The organism is Methylobacterium soli (assembly GCF_008806385.1).
Taxonomy (GTDB): domain Bacteria; phylum Pseudomonadota; class Alphaproteobacteria; order Rhizobiales; family Beijerinckiaceae; genus Methylobacterium; species Methylobacterium soli.
In genome coordinates, this window is the sequence record NZ_VZZK01000001.1 from 308,859 (window position 1) to 330,022 (window position 21,164).

The following is a 21,164-nucleotide window of genomic DNA, read 5'->3' on the forward strand; positions in this document are numbered from 1 at the left end:
CGCCCCTGCGCAGTTGCGGCGCGACGGCTGGTTCGCCACGAGATCCGCTCATCTCGTCAGCCTGCAGGTAGGCCGGATTTTACCGCCGCATCGATCTCTGCGCGACTTCATCGGCACGAGGAATGACGGGAGCACATAACGAGTGACGTTAGGTGCTCGAACTCGACCTTGCCGACTTCGTCACCTGTGCGCCTGTGAACGCCGCGCCCAATTGCGGAACTGCCAGAACGCTAGCGAGGCCGCTCAAACAATGCAGACACAGGGACAGACCACCCCGGCAATCGGCCAGGTTGGGTCGCTGGATCTATCGCTGGAGCTACCCGCATCAAGACAATCCGGCGCTTGAAACTCAATGGAAGCGACCAGCCGAACTACGGCATTCGCACCTCAAAAAACACGGTGTCGCGCCATGGACGCGACACCGGGACGAAGGTGAAGCCTTCCCTCCCGGAAGAGGGAAGCCGAGGGATTTTGCGCTCGACGAGGCGGGAGCATCTTGATGCCAGCGCCGCGCTACGAGCCTTGACCGCATGGCCTGAGCCAAACCGCCAAATCGAAGCCCGGTGCAGGTCACACGCGATCTGCACCGGGCGAACGGGACTGGTCAGCTATGGATGATCCAACCCGCCTCGATCTTGCCGATGAGGTGCGAATGCGCCTCAGGACTTTCGGCAATGCCCACCGCGATGTCTGCCCGTGATGCGCCGTGAGCGAGCGCGTTGGTCCACCCGTTCAGGCCGCCCGGATCCGCGTGCCGGTCCAGGGCACCCTGGTACACGAGGTCCACGAAAGCTGCGTCACTCAGCCCAACGTGACTGGCTGTGAACTCGGGCGAGGCGATGATCGTCTGCGCGACCTGCGCCAGTGATTGCACGCCGTGTGAGACGGCATTGCTGTAGCTTTGCAAGCCGCTGACATCCGGAGCGCGGTCGAGGAGCCCGTAATAGAGCCGCGCGATATCGCTTGCCGTGTGATCAGGGGCGAAGACACCGGCGGTGAACGCATCCTGGAGCACGTGCTGCGCTTCGGACGAAAGGGCGATCTGGGAGGCGACCTGCGCCTGTGAGCCCCCGTGGTCCAGCACGCCGGTCCAGTACTTTAGGCCATCCGGATCCGCAGCCCGATGCAGAGCGGATTGATAAAGACCCTGCACGTAGCTCGCATTGTCCGAAGTGGGATGACTCGCCTTGTATTCCGCTGAGTCGAGCAGGGCTTGGGCGAGATCGGCGAGGCTCAGGCCGGATTGTAGTTTGGCTGCGTAGAACTCCTGACCGGTGACATCCGGGTTACGTCCAAGAAGAGCGTGGAAGAGCGCGTAGACCTGCCCGTCCGCCCCCGAAGCATCGTGCACGACGTTCCCGAAGAATTTTGCGTTGGCTGGGTTCGTCGTTGTTGCTGTTCCGCCGGACCCCGCTTGGGCATCGCCGCCCGAGGTGCCGTCGCCGCCGGAGCCAGCGGAGCCGGGAGAGCCACCTGATCCGGGCTGGTTGCCACCGCCCGAACCTCCTGAGCCGGGCTGATTGTCGCCGCCCGAGCCACTTCCCGTGAAGGCATCGACCGTGAAGCTGAATGTGGCGGAATCGGAGACGTTGCCGGCAGCATCCGTCGCGATCACGGTGATCGTGTGGCTGCCGACCGCGAAGGTATCGCCGGGTTGAACGACCGTGTTGCCATCCTTGTAGATGACCCCATCCGCTGTCCCGTCGATGTTGTCGGTGGACAAGCCCCCGAAATCGACCTCGGCACCGCTCGCCGATGTCGCAGCAACATGCTGCGGCACATCATCGACGAAGAGATGCACCACCGGTGGCGTGGTGTCGATGGCGAGGAAGCCCGGCAACGCGACGTTGACGGTAAGGGGCACGCCCGCACCGTGCGGCCCGCTGATCGTGCTTCCGTTCGGCTCGAGATTGGAGACCTCCAGATGCGCGATGTCGTGCCCTGCCTGCACAACGTATTTGAAGGTCAGGGTGTTGGTGCCTGAGCCGCCGCTGTAGCTCGCGATGGCACCGGATGAGAGAAGGAGGTCGGGCTTTTGCGCAGCTTGGCCCACCGTGACGGTGTCGGAATACTGGACCGTGAAGGTAATCTCCTTACCGGCTCCGATGTGACCCGAACCGTTTATATCGATCCCATTGCCGGAGACCGAAACTTTTTGAACCGTTAGCGGCGCGACATCGTGCAGCCCGAGATTGACCGCCTGAGCATCGGCTCCGACGCCCAGGGTCTGGCTGACACTCGGGTTGATCGCGACCTTGCCGTCCGGCGGCACGACCTTGACCGTGTAGGTGTCCGGCGCGAGGTGGTAGAAGCTGTAGACGCCGGATTTGCCTGGAAGTCCGGCATCGTGGTTGCTGGTCACGGTGGTGCCGGCGAGGTTGCCCTTGCTGTCGTAGAGTTGGACCGTCACCCCGTCATGCAGCGCGTCGCTTCCGCCGAGGCTGCCGTTGCCATCGGTATCGTCGTAGACCACACCGCGAATGTCGGCGCCCGGGATGACGCCCTCGTTCAAGGTCGTCGAGTTGGTACCGTCGACCTTGATGTTCTTGACCCAGCTGAACCCATCCGCCGTCACCGTACCGTCATTCGTGCGGTAATTGCCGAAGGTGTCGAAGCGGACGCTGTAGGTACCGGCTGCCAGGCTGCCGAAGCTGTAATTGCCGCCGGCATCCGTGGTGGTAGACTTGAGGAGCTGTGTGCCGTCGGCGCTGTAGAGCTTGACGGGGAAGCCGGCGAATAAGTTGGCCTCGCCCGGTCCCTGCGCGTTGTCGGCGTTACCGTCAAAGAAGAGATGACCGCCGATGCTCGACGTGTTGGCCGCGACCGGCGCGTCGCGCAGCCCCAAAGTGATCCCGTATACGTCAGCGCCGCTGGTCACATTCAGGCTGACGCTCGGGTTGACCGCGACCTTGCCGTCCGGCGGCACGACCTTGACCGCGTAGGTATCCGGCTTGAGGTGATAGAAGCTGTAGACGCCGGATGTGCCTGGAAGTCCGGCATCGTGGTTGCTGGTCACCGTAGTGCCGGCGAGGTTGCCCTTGCTGTCGTAGAGCTGGACCGTCACCCCGTCATGCAGCCTGTCGCTTCCGCCGAGGCTGCCATTGCCGTCGGTATTGTCGTAAACGATGCCCTTGATGTCGCCGCCTGGGAAGATGCCCTCGTTGAAGGTCGTCGGGTTGGTGCCGTCGACCTTGACGTTGCTGACCCAGCTGAACCCGTCCGCCTTCACCGTCCCGTCCGTGGCACCACTGTTGCCGGGGGTGTGGAAGCGGACATTGTAGGTGCCGGCCGCGAGGTCGCCGAAGCTGTAATTGCCGTTGAGGTCCGTCGCGGTCGTCTTGATCAGCTGCGTACCGGCAGCATCGTAGAGATCCACGATGAGGCCGAGGTCCGGAGCGCCTTCACCGGTCCCCTGCACGCCGTTGGCATTTGCGTCGTTGAAGGTGTGCCCGTTGATCCGGCCCGTGCTCAGGACCGGCACCGCCGGCGCGGCCACCTTGGTGTCGCCGATGCTCACCCCGTACGGGCTGGTCCAGACCGGCACGTCGTTGTTGTCATAGATCGCGTTGCCGTTACCCGGGCCACCGGGCAGGGCCAGCCGCTGGCTGCCCCAGGCGTAGAACAGCTGGTCGGCGGGGGACACGTCGTGGTCGAAGGTGACCAGCACATGCGTACCGTCGACGATCTCGGTCTTGGCCCCCGTCGCGTTGAAGGCGTGGATCGTCGCCCCGGGGAAGAAGCCTTCGTTCAGCGTGGTCGTAGTCGTGCCGTCGACGTGGAAGCCCTTGACCCAGCTGAAGCCGTCGGCGGTGACTGTGCCGTCGTTGGCGCGCTTATTGCCCGACGACTGGAAGCGCACGGCGTAGTCGCCCGCCGCCAGACTGCCGAAGCTGTAGTTGCCGCTGGCATCAGTGGCGGTGCTGGCCAACTGCGTCGTGCCGTCGGCGGCGTAGAGGTCGACCTTGAACCCGGCCCCGAGTGAGGCCTCGCCGCTCCCTTGCACGCCGTCGGCGTTCGTATCGGAGAAGAGATGACCGCTGATCTGGCCGGTCGAGATCGATGTCGTCGGCGTGACGACGACGGCCGTCGGGTTGACCGCGACGCCGCGGGGATCGGCCGAAACCGGTACGTTGTTGCTGTCATAGACGGCCGCACCGACACCAGATGCGCTCTGGGAGGTCGCAATCCGGTCGCCGCCCCAGTCGTAGAAGAGCTTGTCGGTGGCGGCGTTGACCGCGTGATCGAAGGTTAGCAGCAGCTTGTCACCACCAATGATCTGCGCCTTCGTAGCCTGCGCGTTCGCGCTGTCGTCCTGATAATCGGTCCGCAACGACCAGCTCGTGCCGTCTGCGGCAGGCCCGCTCAGAGCACCCAGTTTCGTCGCTACGTCGTACTTGAAGGTCAACAGCAATTGATCCGGATGCCCTGCAACAGTCTCCACCTTCGAAACGGTCGGACCTTCGTTGTCTATGTTGCCGCCTGCCAGCGCGATCGGAGACCCCGAAATAGCTGAATCCTTGAATTTTTCCGCAATGGATTTGGCAACACGCCCAAGGAGGGTTTGCGCATCCGCAACATTGATGTGGAAGCCGTTGATGGCGCCGTCACCGGACATGTCGACATCACCGGCTTGGCGCGTCGCGTAGGCTGCGTTGAAATCCGGGTCTTCAGTCAACGTGGCCTGTCCAACGCGGATATTCTGGTTCTGGATGGGTTGCGGTCCATATCCATTGGTCGGAAACGGGATCGCGTTGACAAACATATACGGGACGGAACCGACGTCCTGCCCCAGGACTGCCCGCGCGAGTCCTGCCTCGTAGCGCGCACCGCTCATCCACTTGTCAACCGTCGTGCCCGGCCGATAGCTGTCGGTTTCGTTGTGCAACCAAACGAACGCAGTCGGCGCCGCCTTCTGGGCATCGGGCAGTTTGCCCAACGCGCTCAAGAAGCCCAGTTCGTAGAACTTGGCGTTCCATCCGTTCTTGTAATCTCCGCCGACCGGATCGAGCCAGTCCGTGAGAAGCCCCGTGCCGCCGCGTTCCGTGTTGGCGCGATCGGCACCCTGCTCAGTTCCGATGACATTGACCTTCTGATTGACACCGTCGAAGCCAAGCAGCTTCTCGATCTCGCTCTTGAGGTAAGGATTGAGGCCGTAATAGTCCGACGCGTAAACGGTGTTGGATTGTCCTCGTATAACGACGTTGATTTCCTTCACGTTCTTCGGAATGTCATCGGTCTTAACGACGTCCGGATCTTTGACGAAGCCGACATCGAACCCACTGACCTTAGAGCCGGGGGTGAGTTGTCCGGTGCTGATGCTCGTGTCAATCTTTCCCGAGCCCTTCATATTGGCGGGCGACGCAAAATAGACCTTGTATTTCGCTGCGTCGATATTATCGAAAGTGTAGTTGCCATTCTTGTCGGTGAGCGTGGTGCGGACGACATACCCCTTGTCGTTTTGCAAGGCGACGCTGACGCCTTCAATTCCGGCCTCGCCGGCCGTTCGCACATGGTCGTTGCTGGAATCAACGTAAGCCGTGCCGCTGATCGAGACAGCGCTGGCCTTGTCGCGTGCGCCGAGGTCAACGGTGGTCGCTCCCTGACTGACCCCAAGCGTCACAGCCTTGTCGCCGGTGGTGCTGACCATGCTAGAGTCAACAGCCGTCTTCACGACATAGTCGCCCTGCTTCAATCCATAGAAGAAGTAGGCGCCATTCGCGTCCGTAGTGGCCGACGAGAGAAGATTGCCCACTTTATCGTAGAGTTGGACCGTTTCGCCTGCGAGACCCGTTTCCCCGGCCCATTTGATGCCGTTTCCGTCAAGATCGTTTGCGACGGTGCCCTCGATATACGAATGCGAGAAGACGCCTTCGTTCAATTGAACGTTGGCGCCCGCGTCGACCTTGATGCCGCTGATCAGGCTCTTGTTGTCGCCCGGTGACCGCATGATGCCATCGAAGGCACGATAACCGCCGGATGTCGGAAGAAGGATGGAGTACGTTCCGGCGGCCAGATTGCTGAACTGGTAACTGCCCCCGGCATCGGCGCTGGTCGTCGCCACGACAGCACCGGTTGTGTCCAGCAGCTGAATACCGGTCGGCGTCCACGGACCTTCGCCCGGATCCTGCACGTTGTTCGCGTTGAAGTCGAAGAACAGCTTACCGGTGATCGTGGCCATCTGACGTTCCTCCCAATGCTTCCAGCCGCCGTTATCGGCGTGCAGGCATGCAGCCAGCGACGTTCTTAGGGTGACGCTGTTCTGGGCAGTTGAGCCGGCCGAGGGCCGATCCGCCTCTTCGCTGCACTCGTGGTGGGAAGGCTTTAATCCGGAAATGGCCGATCATGAAACGATTAAAACAACGTAAACGGAATTTTTCCAGATTTTTGTAACTGTATGCATCTCAAATCTAGGAGTTACAACGCAAAAATACAGTCAAACCTCATCGGTTTGACTGTTAAACATTCATTTCAATCTGTTCAGTGCGTTTGCTCGCTCCTCGGAAGCGACGCTGGCGCGACCCACTCAGCAACCCCGACATGACCCATCATATATTGGACGGGCCACCGCAGATGGACTGACGGCAAAGCCCTCGCGCCCTGCCTATCAACAGAACAGAAATTACAAGTTGTATTCAGTTTTATTTATAACCTTTAGATGCAATATAGTAATATCCGACACGGTTCGACTCTGTCAAGCGCTTTAAAAACAGCTGGATATTATAGTGTGCACGATCATTATTCCTAAGCTGCCACGATTTCAACACAGATTCACGTACGCAATTTGCTCAATATGAATTTTCTGCAGAAATTGCTGTAAATTTGCTCACCATTAGAGGCGCCAGAGAGAAGGCCTACGCCGCCGATAAGCACTTTGATCGCGAAACGCATTCCACCTTTCCTCAATGTGAATGAAATTTGCTTCATGAGACCGGACATGTATCTGTCATCGCCAACATGTCCCGAACCAAGGAGATCGGTCGGGGTTTCCTGGCCCTTGCGCAATCATTGCCCATGATTGTGGAAGCTGAGCTGAGGGTCGAGCCAAGGAAGGGAGCGTCCTCGGGCCGCTTCAACGACTTTGACAGTTGGCCTCGCAGGGTTTTGGACGCGGCTCTAACCGTCATGAATCTGTGAACTGGAAAAGCCACCTGCGGAAGGCTCCGAGATCCAAAGCGGCGGAGCTTCGGGTTCGATCTCGGCAGCTGGGCGGAGGGCAGTTCAGCCTGCCGAGGGCATCCTGTCTGCACGAACAGGTTCGTGCCCAGCACAATCTCCGAACTGCAACAGATGGTTCGGGGGATTGGTGGAACGCCGGCGAATGCAGGCAACGCAGTTCGAAGCCCGCATCGTCGCGGCCTATCATTGCCGCGCATTCCCGGTTCATCGGTCATCAGCGCGCGCCGGTTGGCCGCCGGCCTAGCCCGGCCGACCCGAGTTGACGGCCAAGCCTCCCTTGCAGAACACTTGAGGAACGTTTAACGTGTTCGCGGTTTGTTTCTATGACTGCCCGGTACGGTGCAGCGAGAGGGATGGGTTGCCGGATGCTGACGCGTAAACAGCTGGATCTGCTCCGCTTCATCCAGCAGCGGATGCGTGAGAGCGGCGTTCCCCCCTCGTTCGACGAGATGAAGGATGCTCTCGACTTGAAGTCGAAGTCGGGCATCCATCGCTTGATCACCGCGCTCGAGGAGCGAGGTTTCTTGCGGCGTCTGCCGAATCGTGCACGAGCCATCGAGGTGATCCGGATGCCCGAGAGTCTCGCGGCGCCGACGGTGGGACAAGGTGAGGTGCGCCGCTTCACGCCGAGCGTTGTCGAAGGCGGTCGCGCGAAGGCTCCCGCGTCCAAGATGCCGCTCACTCAGGCCACCGACGAGAACGGCCGGGCCATGACGATCCCGGTGATGGGCCGGATCGCGGCAGGGACGCCGATCTCGGCGATACAGAATCAGAGTCATTCGATCACGATGTCGACCGACTTCCTGGCAGGCGGCGAGCATTACGCACTCGAGGTCCGTGGCGACTCGATGATCGAGGCAGGCATCCTTGACGGCGACCTCGTTGTCATCCGCAAGCAGGAGACGGCCAACACGGGCGATATCATCGTGGCGCTGATCGACGACGAGGAAGCCACCTTGAAGCGCCTGCGTCGCCGCGGTTCGTCGATCGCCCTTGAGGCTGCCAACCCGTCCTACGAAACGCGCGTGCTCGGTCCGGACCGCGTCCGGATTCAGGGGCGGCTCGTGAGCTTGGTTCGTCGCTACTGAAGGCTTTCTGGGCTCGGTTCAACGAACACATCCGGCTCCTCCGGTCCATTGGGATTCAGCGGAACTTGGTTGGCCGTGCGCGGGATTGCTCCACCCGTGTCTTCGGCCTCCAGGCGGCCCCGTGAACGCCACGGCAGAGATCTTCGGTCGGCTCTCGCATGCGCAACCAAGGGCGTGCCTTTGGTCAAGCGCAGGGCTGTCGCGCCGTAACGACCGAGATAGGCACGGTCGATGACGAGGGCAGCAGCGCATGGTTGCGGTGCAAATCGTGGAGTCATGAGAAGATCGGCCCGCGCGCAATCCTCCGGGAATGCGCGCTTGTCCTTGACCCAAGCGATCTTGCGTCCATCGAAGGCCTCCACGGTGCAACCGAGTCGGTCGCACGAAGCGCCGCCCGCAAGATCGGCAGGCTTGCGCGGGTCGCCATCCGCTTTCAGCCATTGTTCGAGGACGAAAGCGGGCGGCTTCCCGAGTGCGACCAAGCGACCCGATCGATCCCGGACCGCGGCGCCATTGCCGTCTCGATCGATGTAGATGTCATATCGCTCGGAGGCCGCTGCGAAACCGACACCCAGGATGGCCGGACCGACCGCCAGCCAGCGCAGGCGCGAGACGGGCAGCGTGGCGAGCAGCAATCCCGTTGCGAGCAGCATCATCGCGCCGGCGCCGAAGGCGGGCACCACAAGAGTGGCTTGTCCAAAGCCTGAGATCCAGGTCGAGATCATCAGCATGCCGCGCACGGCGAGGCCCATCGTCCACCAGATCGGGAGATCGAGGGCGAAAGGGTAGGCCAGAATGCCGATCACGGCGGACGGCATCACGGCCAGCGAGACCAATGGTAGCGTGAGCGCGTTGCCGATCAGGCCGAAGGGCTGGATCGTCTGGAAGTGGAACGTCGCGAAGGGCGCGGTCGCGATCTGCGCCACCAAGGTCGTCAGGAGCGTGCCGAACACGGCCGAGAGGGCGAGACCGATGTTCCGCGCCAGCCATCCGGTACCTTCACGTCGAAAGAAGCGTCCATTGAGCCAGCGCGCACATGCGATCAGGCCGGCGACGGCCCCGAACGACATCTGAAAGCTCGGCCCGAGCAAACCCTCCGGTTCGCGTGCGAGGGCGATGAGTGCCGCGAGTGCCAGGTTCCGCATGCTCAAGGCGGGCCTGTCCACCAAGATCGCGCCAAGCATGATCAATGTCATGATCAGAGAACGCTCCGCGGCAATATCCCAGCCTGAGAAGGCGCAGTAGGCCGTGACCCCGACCATCGCGACAGCGGCCGCGTATTTCTTGATGGGCAGATGCAGAGCGGCGTACGGGATGAGTGCCAATCCTGCTCGCAGCAGCCAGAAGACAACGCCCGCGGCGAGGACCATGTGGAGGCCGGAGATCGACACCACGTGGTAAATGTCCGCGGCACGGAGGACGTCGTTCGTTTCCTGGGTGATCAGACCGCGCTTGCCCGTCACGAGAGCTGCCGCGACAGCCCCCGCTTGGCCTCCATTGGCATCCGTGATGCGGCGCGTGAGGCCATTCCGCGCGTCGTCGATCGCCGCCGCCAGGCGCAGATCGAGAGGCACGGGAACCGGTGGCGTCCGCACCTCGATCTTGCCGAGGAGAGATCCGACTGCACCGATGCCGCGAAAGAAGGCGTCACGGGCAAAATCGTAGCCGCCTGGGCGGGCCGCTTCGGGCGGAGGCAGAAGCCGCGCGGTCGCTGCGATGAAGTCGCCCGGCTTCAAGGCATGCGGCTTACGGAACGAAACCCTGACCCGTGCTGGCCGGTCCTGCGCACCGAGCGTGCCGAATGTGGAGACGCGCACGATCAGACGTGCCCCCTCTTCCCGCTCGTCCAGGGCTTCGATGAAGCCGGTCAGCGGAGCGATGCTGGTCCGGCTCAAGATCGGGCTTGCGACCTGTGCGACGCGCCACGTTCCGCTGGCGAAGCCCGAGGCGACGGCGCAGAGGGCGATCAGAGCCGCGCGTCCGAGAGGATGAGCACCGAGAAAAGGCAGGACGGCGAGGCATGCCACGGCGGCGATGAGCGGCGCCCACACATTCGGCAGGCCGTCGGTCGCCGTGAAGAAGATCAGGATCCCGCACCCGAACGCGACCGCGATCCAGGGGAACAGCCGCCTCTGCTCAGCTTCCTGCGCCAACTCGCCGATCACGAAGGCGCGGGCCGCCGGCATCCACGCGACGGGTGTCGCCAGGCGAGCGGGCGCCAGGACCGCGAGAGCCCGACCGGAGAAACGCGTGCGCAGCTCGCCCATCGGTTGCCACATCAGTTCTACGCAGAGCGGCTGGACATGCCGGCCTGCGCGACGATTCCTTAACGCATTCGCTCCCGCATGCTACAGGCGCCAGACCGGGCCGGTCGATCCGCCCCCGCTTGTCAACCCGCACGCCCCTCCACTCGAACGTTCAACTGGATCGATGTCGTCAGCCGTCGTCACGCGCTTTGCGCCCTCCCCCACCGGCTACCTCCATATCGGTGGTGCCCGCACGGCCCTGTTCAACTGGCTCTACGCGCGCCATTTCGGCGGCCGCATGCTGCTGCGCATCGAGGATACCGACCGTGAGCGCTCCACCCAGGGCGCGATCGACGCGATTCTCGACGGAATGCGCTGGCTCGGGCTCGAATGGGACGGAGAGGTCATCTACCAATTTGCGCGGGCCGCGCGTCATCGCGAGGTCGCCGAGAGCCTCCTCGCAACGGGACACGCCTATCATTGCTACGCGACGCCGGAGGAGCTCGCCGCGATGCGCGACAGCGCCCGCGCCGAAGGGCGCCCCATGCGTTACGACGGCCGGTGGCGTGACCGGGATCCGGCCGAGGCGCCAAGCGGCGTCAAGCCGGTCATCCGGCTGCGCGCTCCCGCCGAGGGAGAGACCGTGGTGGAGGACGGTGTCCAGGGCCGGGTCACCTGGCAGAACCGCGACCTGGACGACTTGGTCCTGCTGCGCTCCGATGGCAACCCGACCTACATGCTCGCGGTCGTCGTTGACGACCACGACATGGGCGTGACCCAGATCATCCGTGGGGATGATCACCTGACGAATGCGGCGCGGCAGAGTCAGATCTATCAGGCGCTCGGTTGGGCGGTGCCGGCCATGGCGCATATCCCGCTGATCCATGGATCCGACGGCGCGAAACTCTCCAAGCGCCACGGTGCTCTCGGCGTCGACGCCTATCGCGATCTCGGCTACCTGCCGGCAGCTCTGCGCAATTACCTGGTTCGCCTTGGCTGGAGCCACGGCGACCAGGAGGTGTTCTCGACGGACGAGATGGTCGCGGCGTTCGACCTGAAATCGATTGGGCGCTCGCCTGCCCGCTTCGATTTCGCGAAACTCGAGAACCTGAACGGACTCTATATCCGAAATTCGGGGGACGCAGCGCTCGTCGACGCGATCGAGACCATCGTTCCGGCGATCGGGCCGGATCGCGGGCTGGCCCTGCCCATCGCCACGGACCTTCGCGCGAAGCTGATTGCCGCCATGCCGGGGCTGAAGGAGCGCGCCAAGACCCTCGTCGAGCTTGTCGACAGCGCCTACTATCTCTACGCCGCGCGTCCGCTCGCCCTGGACGAGAAGGCCAGGAGCCTTCTCGGTGACGAGGCGCGGACGCGCCTTGGGGCCATCGTGCCGGTGCTCGACACGCTTCCGGAATGGTCGGCGGCGGCGACCGAGGCTGCGGTGCGGCAATTTGCGGAGGGAGCCGGATTAAAACTCGGCCAAGTTGCTCAACCTCTCCGCGCTGCACTGACCGGTCGTACAACCTCGCCACCGCTCTTCGACGTTATGGACGTGCTCGGTCGAGACGAGTGCCTTGCGCGCCTGCGCGATCAGGCGCAGAGCGCTCCGGTTGTATGACCTCGAAGCTGATCCGGACCGAGCTCGGCCCGGATTTCGCTTGGTGTTCGGTAGCGGATGTCACCCGCCCCGTTGATGGCAGGGTGCTGATCCGCTAACCCGATGGTCCTGTGAGCAACTGCAGCAAAGCTGCCGTTCCGCCCCGGACCCGGGCCAAGGCTCACGTCGCCGCCCGGGCCGGCGCCGTCCTGTTGCTAGGAAAGGGTCCACGTCTCCATGAGCGCATCCAGCACCATTACCGTGGACGACAAGCAGATCGACCTTCCGGTCAAGACTGGAACGATCGGCCCGGACGTCATCGATATCGGCAAGCTTCACGCCAAGACCGGTGTCTTCACCTTCGATCCTGGGTTCACGTCGACGGCGTCCTGCGAGTCGAAAATCACCTATATCGACGGTGACGAGGGCGTGCTGCTCTATCGCGGCTATCCCATCGAGCAACTCGCGGAGCAGGGCGACTTCCTCGAAACCTGCTACCTGATGCTCTTCGGGGAGTTGCCGACGCCTGCCCAGAAAGCGGATTTCGATTATCGCGTGACGCGCCACACGATGGTGCACGACCAGATGAACCGCTTCTTCCAGGGGTTCCGCCGCGACGCTCATCCCATGGCAGTGATGGTGGCCTGCGTCGGTGCCCTCTCGGCCTTCTATCACGACTCTACGGACATTTCCGACGAGAAGCAGCGGATGATCGCCTCGCTGCGCATGATCGCCAAGATGCCGACGCTCGCCGCGATGGCTTATAAATATTCGATCGGCCAGCCATTCGTTTACCCGAAAAACGAACTGGATTATACATCTAATTTCCTCCGGATGTGCTTTGCTGTTCCGTGCGAAGACTATCAGGTAAACCCAATCTTTGCACGCGCGCTCGATCGGATCTTCATCCTCCACGCCGACCATGAGCAGAACGCCTCGACCTCGACGGTTCGGCTCGCCGGCTCCTCCGGTGCCAATCCGTTCGCCTGCATCGCGGCCGGCATCGCCTGCCTGTGGGGACCCGCCCATGGCGGCGCCAACGAGGCGGCGCTCAAGATGCTCATGGAGATCGGCACGCCCGACCGCGTCAAGCACTACGTCGACAAGGCCAAGGACAAGAACGATCCTTTCCGTCTGATGGGATTCGGCCACCGGGTCTACAAGAATTACGACCCGCGGGCGCGGATCATGCAGAAGACGACGCACGAGGTTTTGGGTGAACTCGGCATCAAGGACGATCCGCTCCTCGAAGTCGCGATGCAGCTGGAGCAGATCGCTCTGAAGGACGACTACTTCATCGAGAAGAAGCTCTACCCAAATATCGACTTCTACTCAGGCATTACCCTCAAGGCGATGGGCTTCCCGACCGATATGTTCACGGTGCTCTTCGCGCTCGCCCGCACCGTCGGCTGGATCGCCCAGTGGGCCGAGATGATCGAGGATCCATCTCAGAAAATCGGCCGTCCGCGTCAGCTCTATATCGGACCCGACAAGCGGGAATATGTGCCGATCGGCCAGCGCGGCTGAGACTGCACGATGACGAGGGGACGCTGCGCCCCCTCTCACGTCAGGATCTCGTGATCGGGAAGGCGGACGTCCTCACCGGACGGTGGCGAGCACGATCCGAGCGGCGCTCCGGCTCGGTTCATCGCCATCGGGCAGGCGCATCAGACCATCGATCCGCTGAAGCGAGCGAAGCTGCGCTTCCCGCGCCGGACCGCCCTCGACCAGCGGGACGAGCGCGCCTGACAGGGCCTCGGCGGTGCAATCCGCCTGGATGAATTCCGGCATCGCGTTCTCGCTGAGGATGAGGTTCGGCAGCACGATGGTCGGCACCTGGATGAGGCGCCGAGCAACCGCTTCTTCGATGCGCGAGACCTTGTAGGCCACGACCATCGGGACGCCGGCGAGTGCCAGTTCGAGGGTCACGGTCCCGGAAGCCGCGAGGGCGGCACGTGCGCGCCGAAAGGCCGCGTGCTTGGCAATCTCTCCGTGCACGATCTCCACTGGGCTCTCCCACGCTGCCGCAAGCTGCTCGATCAGCGCGCGGTGCCGCGTGACCGCCGGCAGAATGGCTTCGACCGCGCAACCTTGGGCGCGAACACGCCTCAGGGTCTCGCCGAAGACCGGCATGAGCCGCTCGATCTCGGATCGACGGGAGCCGGGCAGGATCACGAGGGGACGCGGGCTCGCCTCGCGGAGGGCAATTTCCTCCGGATCCGGACGCAGCTCCGCCAGCCGCTCGATCAGAGGGTGGCCGACATAGGTGCAGGCTGGCCCGTTCAGGCGACGATGCGCGTCCGGCTCGAAGGGCAGAAGCGCCATGACATGATCGATGAATGGCCGCATCCCGGCCGCACGCCAGGGCCGCCACGCCCACACGCTCGGCGAGACGTAATCGACTATAGGTATGTTCGGAGCCGCCTTCCGAACCCGCTTGGCCACCGCGTGCGTGAAGCCCGGGCTATCGATGATCACCAGAACGTCGGGCTGGGCGGCCACGATATCGGCAACCGTCTGCCGGATGCGCCGCAGCAGCGTGCGCAAGCGCGCCAGAACGGGCAGATAGCCCATCACCGCGACGTCATCGAGCGGAAACAGGGAGGTGAACCCGTGCGCTATCATGGCCTCCCCGCCGACACCGCCGAAGTGAATCGGCGCCGGGGCCAGTTCGCGCAGGCTTCGCATCAGCTTGGCCCCGAGCTGGTCTCCCGAATCCTCACCGGCTACCAGCCAGATCTTCACGCATGCGCTCCCAATCCGACGAGGAACAGCCCGTGGCGATCCGCAGCGGCGACCGTCTCAGCCCGGTCGATCACTAGCGTGTGTGCCGCCTGGATCGCGAGACCGACACAACCAGCGCCCGCGGCCGCCTGGATCGTCCGCGGCCCGATCGTCGGGAGATCAATGCGGAGATCCTGCCCGACCTTGGCGATCTTCACGAGGACCATCCCGGGCAGTGGACGTCCGTATCCGAAGGGCTTCCGGGCGATCGAGCGTGCTCGAGCCAGCATCCGGTCGGTCCCCTCGGGGCCCTCGACGGCGACGATGCGATCGGCTGCGACAACGGCCGCCTGACCGACATCAAAGGGCGAGAGTGCGGATAGGAGGGCTCGTCCCGTTGCAATCGATGCCAGCGCCGCCGCATCCGGCTCGTGGCGGCCGAGGCGGCCCTCCGGGCTCAGCAGATCGGGCGCGACCTCGTGAATACCCAGAACGCTGTGGCCATTCTCCTCGAGGAGCGCGAGCACAGCACGGAGCAGCCTGTCATCACCGCCGCCCGCGATCGCCCGAAGAGCCTCGCGATTCCGCACGGCAGCAGCCGCGTTGAAGATGGCAGCCGGGCTCGGCCGGGTCACACCCCCGGCGGGCACGATGGCCGCCGGTCCCCATTCCTGAAGAATCCGCAGGGTGCCGGCAACATCGAGTAGATCGACGACCGCGTCCGAGCGCGCGCGCAGCGGCCGGTCCGTGAATCCCCTCACGCCAAGAACCTTGAAGGTATGTCCCGATCGTTCCAGGGACGCAGCCACCAGTTCCGGCAACCGACCGGCACCTGCCACCAGCACGAGGGTTCGTTCGGGCTCGATGGGTGTGGCCGGTCGCGACGATGCTGGCACGGCGGCGCTCAGGCCGCGCTCGCCGGGGTCTCGCGCGGCGTGCAGATCGAGCGTTTGCCGCCCGCGCGGATGAAGTCGAGGATCTCCGTCACGGCCGGATGCTTCTGGAACTCGGCGGCAACGTCCTCGACCCGCTCCATCAAGGTGCCTTCCGGCGCGAAGAGTGCCCGATAGGCACGCCGCAAAGCGTGGATGTCCTCACGGGCAAAGCCGCGCCGCTGGAGGCCGATGATGTTGAGACCCGACAGGTAGGCGCGATTGCCGAGGACCATGCCGTAGGGAATGCAATCATTCTCCAGGCCCGACAGACCACCGACAAAGGCGTGCGCGCCGACCCGCGCGAACTGGATGACGGCGGCGCCGCCGCCGAGAATGGCATAATCGCCAACGCTGCAATGGCCGGCCAGCATGACATTGTTCGAGAAGATGACGCCGTGTCCGACATGGCAATCATGGCCCACATGGGCGTTCGCCAGGAAGGTGCACCTGTCACCCACCACCGTCTCAAGGCCGCCGCCGGCAGTTCCGGGGTTCATGGTGACCCCTTCCCGGATCAGGCACTCGGCACCGATGCTCAGCGTCGAGGGCTCCCCGCAATACTTCAGATCCTGAGGCGGATGCCCAATCGACGCGAACGGAAAGATGCGCGTACGCGGCCCGATGCGCGTGTCGCCGGCCACGACCACATGGCTCACGAGCTCGCAGCCCTCGCCGAGGTTGACGCTCGAGCCGACATGACAGAACGGCCCGATGCGCACGCCATCCCCGATCGTGGCACCGTCCTCGATCACGGCACTCGGGTGGATCATCCCCGCGCTCACTCGGTCACCAGCATCGCACCGATTTCGGCCTCAGCCACCAGCGTGTCGCCGACGCGAGCCTCGCCACGGAACCACCACATGGTCCGCCTCTGGTTGAGCTTCTTCATGTGGTACTGGACCGTGTCTCCGGGAACGACCGGCTTGCGAAACTTGCATTTGTCGATCGTCATGAAGAAGACCTGCTTCGTGCGCAGCTCGTCCGTCATGATATGGCGGCAACAGATGGCTCCGGCGGTCTGCGCCATGCCCTCGATCAGCAGCACACCGGGGAATACGGGCAGATCCGGGAAATGCCCGGTGAATTGCGGTTCGTTGATGGTGACGTTCTTGATGCCGATGCAGCTCTCGTCGCGATCGATATCGATGATCCGATCGATCATCAGGAAGGGATAGCGGTGGGGAAGAAGCTCAAGGACCTTCTGTATGTCGGCCGAGCCGAGCTCACGCGCCATCTCACTCATCGATTCCCGCACCTTTTCAATCCGCTGCCTCGGCTCGCTCGCCGGCCGCTGCTTGCTTCATCATCCGGCTGATCCGTCCTCTTCGACAGAAAAATGGGCGGAAGCAAGCCCTCCTGGATCGGCCAAGGCGGCAGTTCTCAATTCGGTGCCCGAACGTCCCAGACCTTGCTGACGAGATTTGCGGCCGTGATCGGGATGGATTTGGGGCGTGACGGCTTCAGCAGCTCGGCTGCTGGATCACTGCAATGCGAGTCTTGCGTGGCACAAGGCCAGGAGCCCCACCTCTTTTGGTGAGCCATCGACCCGCAAATCAGTCCGCCGCCTCACCCGTTTCATTCCGGCCGGACCGTTCCGCGAGGCGCGCGAGCGTCGTCAATTCGCGGAACCACGCACGAACCGGCTTTGCTGGCGTGCCGCCCCATCGGCTGCCGGGGGGGACATCGCGATTGACGTTGGACGACCCTGCGATCTGCGAGCCCTTTCCGATGCGCAGGTGACCGACCACACCGACCTGACCGCCGAGAACCACGTAGTCCTCCAGAGTGGTCGAGCCCGAAATTCCCACACCGGAAACGATGACGCAGTGGCGTCCGACCACGACGTTATGAGCGATCTGCACCAGGTTATCGATCTTGGTGCCCTCCCCGATCACGGTGTCCCGGCTTGCGCCCCGATCGATCGTGGTGTTCGCCCCGATCTCGACGTCGTCCTGGATGACCACGCGGCCGATCTGCGGCACTTTCAGGTGGCTCACGCCCATGGCGAAGCCGAACCCGTCCTGCCCGATGCGAGCTCCGGGATGGACGATGACGCGATTGCCCACGAGCGCGTGGATGAGAGTGGTGCCGGCGCCGATGGAGCAATCGCGACCGATCCGCACATTCGGTCCGATCGCCGCGTTCGCGCCGATAATCGTACCGGAGCCAATCTCCGCCCCGGGACCGATCACCGCGCCCGGATCGACTTGAACCCCCTCCTCGAGCCGGGCCTGCGGATGGACATGGGCGCCCGGCGCAACCCCCTCCGTGCCGAAGAGGGCGGCTGGGCGCACCGCCTCAGGGTGCATTCGGGCAAGAAGGCCCGCATAGGCCCGGTAAGGATCCCGCGTCACGAGGGCGATCGTCTCCGCCGGGACCCGGGCGGCGAAGCGCGGCGAGATCAGGCAAGCCCCGGCTCGCGTCGCCGCGAGTGCGTCGCCGTAGCGGGCATTGTCCATATACGCGAGATCACGCCGCCCGGCACTTTCGAGGGGTGCGGCCCCGGTGAACATCGTTGCCGGATCGGCACCGGCGGGCAGTGAAATGCCTGCAGCCTCGGCGATGTCGCCGAGGCTGAGGCTGTGATTGGTGGAGAAGAAGACGGTATCGGACATGCGGGACAACGCGCCGGCCGCTCTCCCGGCTCGGCGCGCGACCTCTTTTCTTAGAAGCGGGAGCCGCCGGAGAAGCGGAACGCCTGGGTCTGATCCTTGCCGACGCGGAAGTTCGTACCGGGCACGCGGACGCCTTCATCCTTGGTGAGAGCGTAGGCGTAGTCGAAGCGGATCGGGCCGAGCGGCGAGTTCCAGAGGATCGAGGCGCCGATCGAGGAGCGGATCGTCGCGGAGTCGTGAACGTTCACGCATTCGGGTTCGACGCCGAGGGTAAAGGCATTGAAGCTGCAGGCGCCGCCCGGTGCCACGCCGTTGATGAATGAGTCGCCGTTCACGTTGAAGGTGCGCCGACCGTGATAGCCGAACAGCGTACCGGCATCGGCAAAGACCGCGCCCTTCAGGCCGAGATCGCGCGGAATTCCCCAGATCGGGAACTGCACCTCGACAGTACCGCCGACATAGGTCGAACCACCGATGGCGTTCGAACGGCTGTCGGCGATGCCGACGTCGCGGGGACCGATGCCGTTCGGCGCGAAGCCGCGAACCAGCGACGGGCCGAGGAAGAACTGGTCGGTGATGCGAAGCGGGTTGCCGTCGAGGGCCTGGACGTTACCGCCCTGGATGCGGACGAAGCCGACCACGTCCTCCCAAAGTTCCTTGTAGTAGCGGGCTTCACCCGTCACGCGGAAGAACTTGGAGTCACCGCCGAGACCCGCGACGTCCGGCTTCAGCTCGGCATAGAGGCCATTTCGCGGCGAACCGACATTGTCGAGGGTCGAGTACGCGAGCGTCAGACCGGCCAGCGAGGTCAGGGTGTTGCCCTGCGAGCCCTTCAGCGCGATCGAAGCCTCGCCGTCATAGGCGCAGAGCGGGTACTGGGAGAGGCCAGCGACGTTCTGCCCGTTGATCACCGTACCTGCGCCGTAAACGGACGTGTATCCCGGGATCGGCACGGAGCAGTCGTTGTACGGCTTCTTGAGCGTGTTCGGGACCTTGAGCTCGGTATTGTAGAGCGAGTACCGCATCGTGATGCCGAACTCTTCCGTGATCGGCAGACCGACGCGCAGCTGACCACCGTAAACGGTCGTCTCATAGCGCGAGTACCGGGTCAGATCGCTGTACTTGTAGAAGGCATCGAAGCCGGCAGCGAGGCGGTAACCGAGGAAATACGGCTCCGTGAACGAGAAGTCGAAACCGCGGGAGTACTGGCCGCCGGTGCCTGCGACGCGGACGTACTGGCCGCGACCGAGGAAGTTCGACTCGGAGACCGAGACTTCGCCGATGATGCCGTCCTGCGTCGAGTAGCCACCGGCCACCGAGAACGAACCCGTGGGCTGATCCTCGACATCGATGTTGATCACGACACGGTCGGGCGAAGAGCCCGGCTCGTTGGAGAAGCGCACCTTCTTGAAGAAGCCGAGGCCGTTCAGGCGCCGCTCCGCGCGATCGGTCAGGACGCGGTTGTAAGCATCGCCCTCGGTCAGGTCGAGCTCGCGCCGGATGACGTAGTCACGAGTCCGGGTGTTACCGCGGATGTTGATCCGCTCGACATAGACGCGCGGGCCGTCCTCGACGACGAACCCGAGCGCCACCTGGTGGGTCGCGCGATCACGCTGGCCGGTGGGCCGCACCTGTGCGAACGGGTAGCCCTGGCGCGCCACCTGCGTGGTCACGCCGGTGAGGGTCTTCTCGACGTCCTCGGCATTGTAGACATCGCCGACGGCTGCCCGGACCTCGCCGTCCAGTCTCTGGGTGTCGAGACCGGGCAGGCGCGAATCGATGGCCACGGCCCCGACCCGGTATTGCTCGCCCTCCTCCACCGTGACGGCGATGACCCAGCCGCTCTTCTCGCCCTCGACATAGCGCGCGTCGGCATTGACCACCCGGAAATCGGCGTAACCGTTCTTCAGGTAGAAGCGACGCACGAGGTCGAGGTCGTTCGTGATCCGATCGGGATCGTAGACGTCCGAGGTCTTGATGAAGCTCAGGAAGTTCATCTCGGAGGAGCTCATCAGATCCTTGAGCTTCGACTCCGAGTAGGCCTGATTGCCCACGAAGTTGATGGCGACGATGCCAGTCTTGTCACCTTCGTCGATGGTGTAGATCACGTCGACGCGGCCGTTCGGCAGATCGACCGTGCGATAGCTCACCTTGGCGGTCCCACGCCCGGCGCGACGGTAGATCTCGCGGATGCGCTGGAGATCGGCGTTGACGATGCCTTCGCTGAAGGAGCCGCGGGACTTGGCCTCGACCTCGGCTTCGAGCGTGGCCTTCTCGACCTTCTTGTTGCCCTCGAACACGACCCGGTTGATCAGGTTGTTCTCGCGCACGCTCACGACGGTGCGGCCGCCGGCCTGAGAGACCTTCACGTCGGAGAACATACCGCTGGCGAGGAGGTTGCGCCGAGCTTCCTCCGCCGAACCCGATGCCGTGCCCGTCACGTAGGACCGGATCGTGTCCGAATCCACGCGCTTGTTACCCTGGACGACGATCTGCTGCGCCTGCGCGGCACCGCCCAGCACGACACCGACGGCTGCGGCGGCGACTAGGACGATGGTCCGTTCCACCGACTTACGCCGGCGCTTCCCCGTCATCGAGATCATGTAATCGCCCGTCTGTTTTATTGTCGGCACGGGTTCGCACCCGTAGGAAGGCGGCCGTTAACCGACCGTCCTGCCTCTGGTCCCAGCCCAGCTTCTAGCGGGATTCCCCTCGGAAGCAAACGCTCCGAGGGGGCCGCGCCTGGGGATTTTGGAGGGACGTGGCCTTCGCGCCACTTA

The 21,164-nt window shown here is 63.6% G+C and carries 11 protein-coding genes; 3 read left to right on the forward strand and 8 right to left on the reverse strand.

All coding sequences use genetic code 11. The annotated features are described in order from the left end of the window. Window positions 1–604: 604 nt before the first annotated feature. The gene (locus F6X53_RS01465) at window positions 605–6,178 is read right to left on the reverse strand and encodes an SdrD B-like domain-containing protein (RefSeq protein ID WP_150996449.1); all 5,574 of its coding nucleotides are present in this window, start codon (window positions 6,176–6,178) and stop codon (window positions 605–607) included. A gap of 1,363 nt (window positions 6,179–7,541) precedes the next feature. On the opposite strand from F6X53_RS01465, the gene lexA reads away from it, so the two are divergent. Next, window positions 7,542–8,264, forward strand: coding sequence for a transcriptional repressor LexA (lexA, locus tag F6X53_RS01470; RefSeq protein WP_150996451.1), 723 nt, complete (start codon window positions 7,542–7,544; stop codon window positions 8,262–8,264). Here lexA and F6X53_RS01475 read toward each other — a convergent pair. Beyond that, window positions 8,258–10,531, reverse strand: coding sequence for a ComEC/Rec2 family competence protein (locus F6X53_RS01475; RefSeq protein ID WP_150996453.1), 2,274 nt, complete (start codon window positions 10,529–10,531; stop codon window positions 8,258–8,260). The two genes, lexA and F6X53_RS01475, sit on opposite strands and share 7 nt — an antisense overlap. A 163-nt stretch (window positions 10,532–10,694) precedes the next feature. Here F6X53_RS01475 and gltX point away from each other — a divergent pair, with 163 nt between their 5' ends. Then, window positions 10,695–12,131 (forward strand): glutamate--tRNA ligase, encoded by a 1,437-nt coding sequence (gene gltX, locus F6X53_RS01480; RefSeq protein WP_150996725.1) that lies wholly within the window; start codon window positions 10,695–10,697, stop codon window positions 12,129–12,131. Window positions 12,132–12,347: 216 nt separating this feature from the next. Further along, window positions 12,348–13,637: a citrate synthase gene (gene gltA, locus F6X53_RS01485; RefSeq protein ID WP_150996455.1), complete on the forward strand. Its 1,290-nt coding sequence runs from the start codon at window positions 12,348–12,350 to the stop codon at window positions 13,635–13,637. 72 nt (window positions 13,638–13,709) lie between these two features. On the opposite strand, the gene lpxB is transcribed toward gltA, so the two are convergent. The 6 genes from lpxB to bamA all read right to left on the reverse strand — a co-directional run bounded on the left by lpxB (window position 13,710) and on the right by bamA (window position 20,987). Then, window positions 13,710–14,855 (reverse strand): lipid-A-disaccharide synthase, encoded by a 1,146-nt coding sequence (gene lpxB / locus F6X53_RS01490; RefSeq protein WP_150996457.1) that lies wholly within the window; start codon window positions 14,853–14,855, stop codon window positions 13,710–13,712. Then, the gene (locus F6X53_RS01495; protein ID WP_150996459.1) at window positions 14,852–15,730 is read right to left on the reverse strand and encodes an LpxI family protein; all 879 of its coding nucleotides are present in this window, start codon (window positions 15,728–15,730) and stop codon (window positions 14,852–14,854) included. Before F6X53_RS01495 ends, lpxB begins: the two co-directional genes overlap by 4 nt. Before the next feature lie 8 nt (window positions 15,731–15,738). Continuing rightward, window positions 15,739–16,551 carry an acyl-ACP--UDP-N-acetylglucosamine O-acyltransferase gene (gene lpxA / locus F6X53_RS01500; protein WP_191970655.1) on the reverse strand — a complete coding sequence of 271 codons (813 nt, stop codon included), beginning with the start codon at window positions 16,549–16,551 and terminating at the stop codon, window positions 15,739–15,741. Further along, window positions 16,548–17,012 carry a 3-hydroxyacyl-ACP dehydratase FabZ gene (fabZ, locus tag F6X53_RS01505; protein WP_150996461.1) on the reverse strand — a complete coding sequence of 155 codons (465 nt, stop codon included), beginning with the start codon at window positions 17,010–17,012 and terminating at the stop codon, window positions 16,548–16,550. The genes lpxA and fabZ overlap by 4 nt, the downstream gene beginning before the upstream one ends. Before the next feature lie 310 nt (window positions 17,013–17,322). Further along, window positions 17,323–18,384 (reverse strand): UDP-3-O-(3-hydroxymyristoyl)glucosamine N-acyltransferase, encoded by a 1,062-nt coding sequence (gene lpxD, locus F6X53_RS01510; RefSeq protein WP_150996727.1) that lies wholly within the window; start codon window positions 18,382–18,384, stop codon window positions 17,323–17,325. Window positions 18,385–18,434: 50 nt separating this feature from the next. Further along, window positions 18,435–20,987 carry an outer membrane protein assembly factor BamA gene (gene bamA, locus F6X53_RS01515; RefSeq protein ID WP_150996463.1) on the reverse strand — a complete coding sequence of 851 codons (2,553 nt, stop codon included), beginning with the start codon at window positions 20,985–20,987 and terminating at the stop codon, window positions 18,435–18,437. Window positions 20,988–21,164 lie beyond the last annotated feature (177 nt).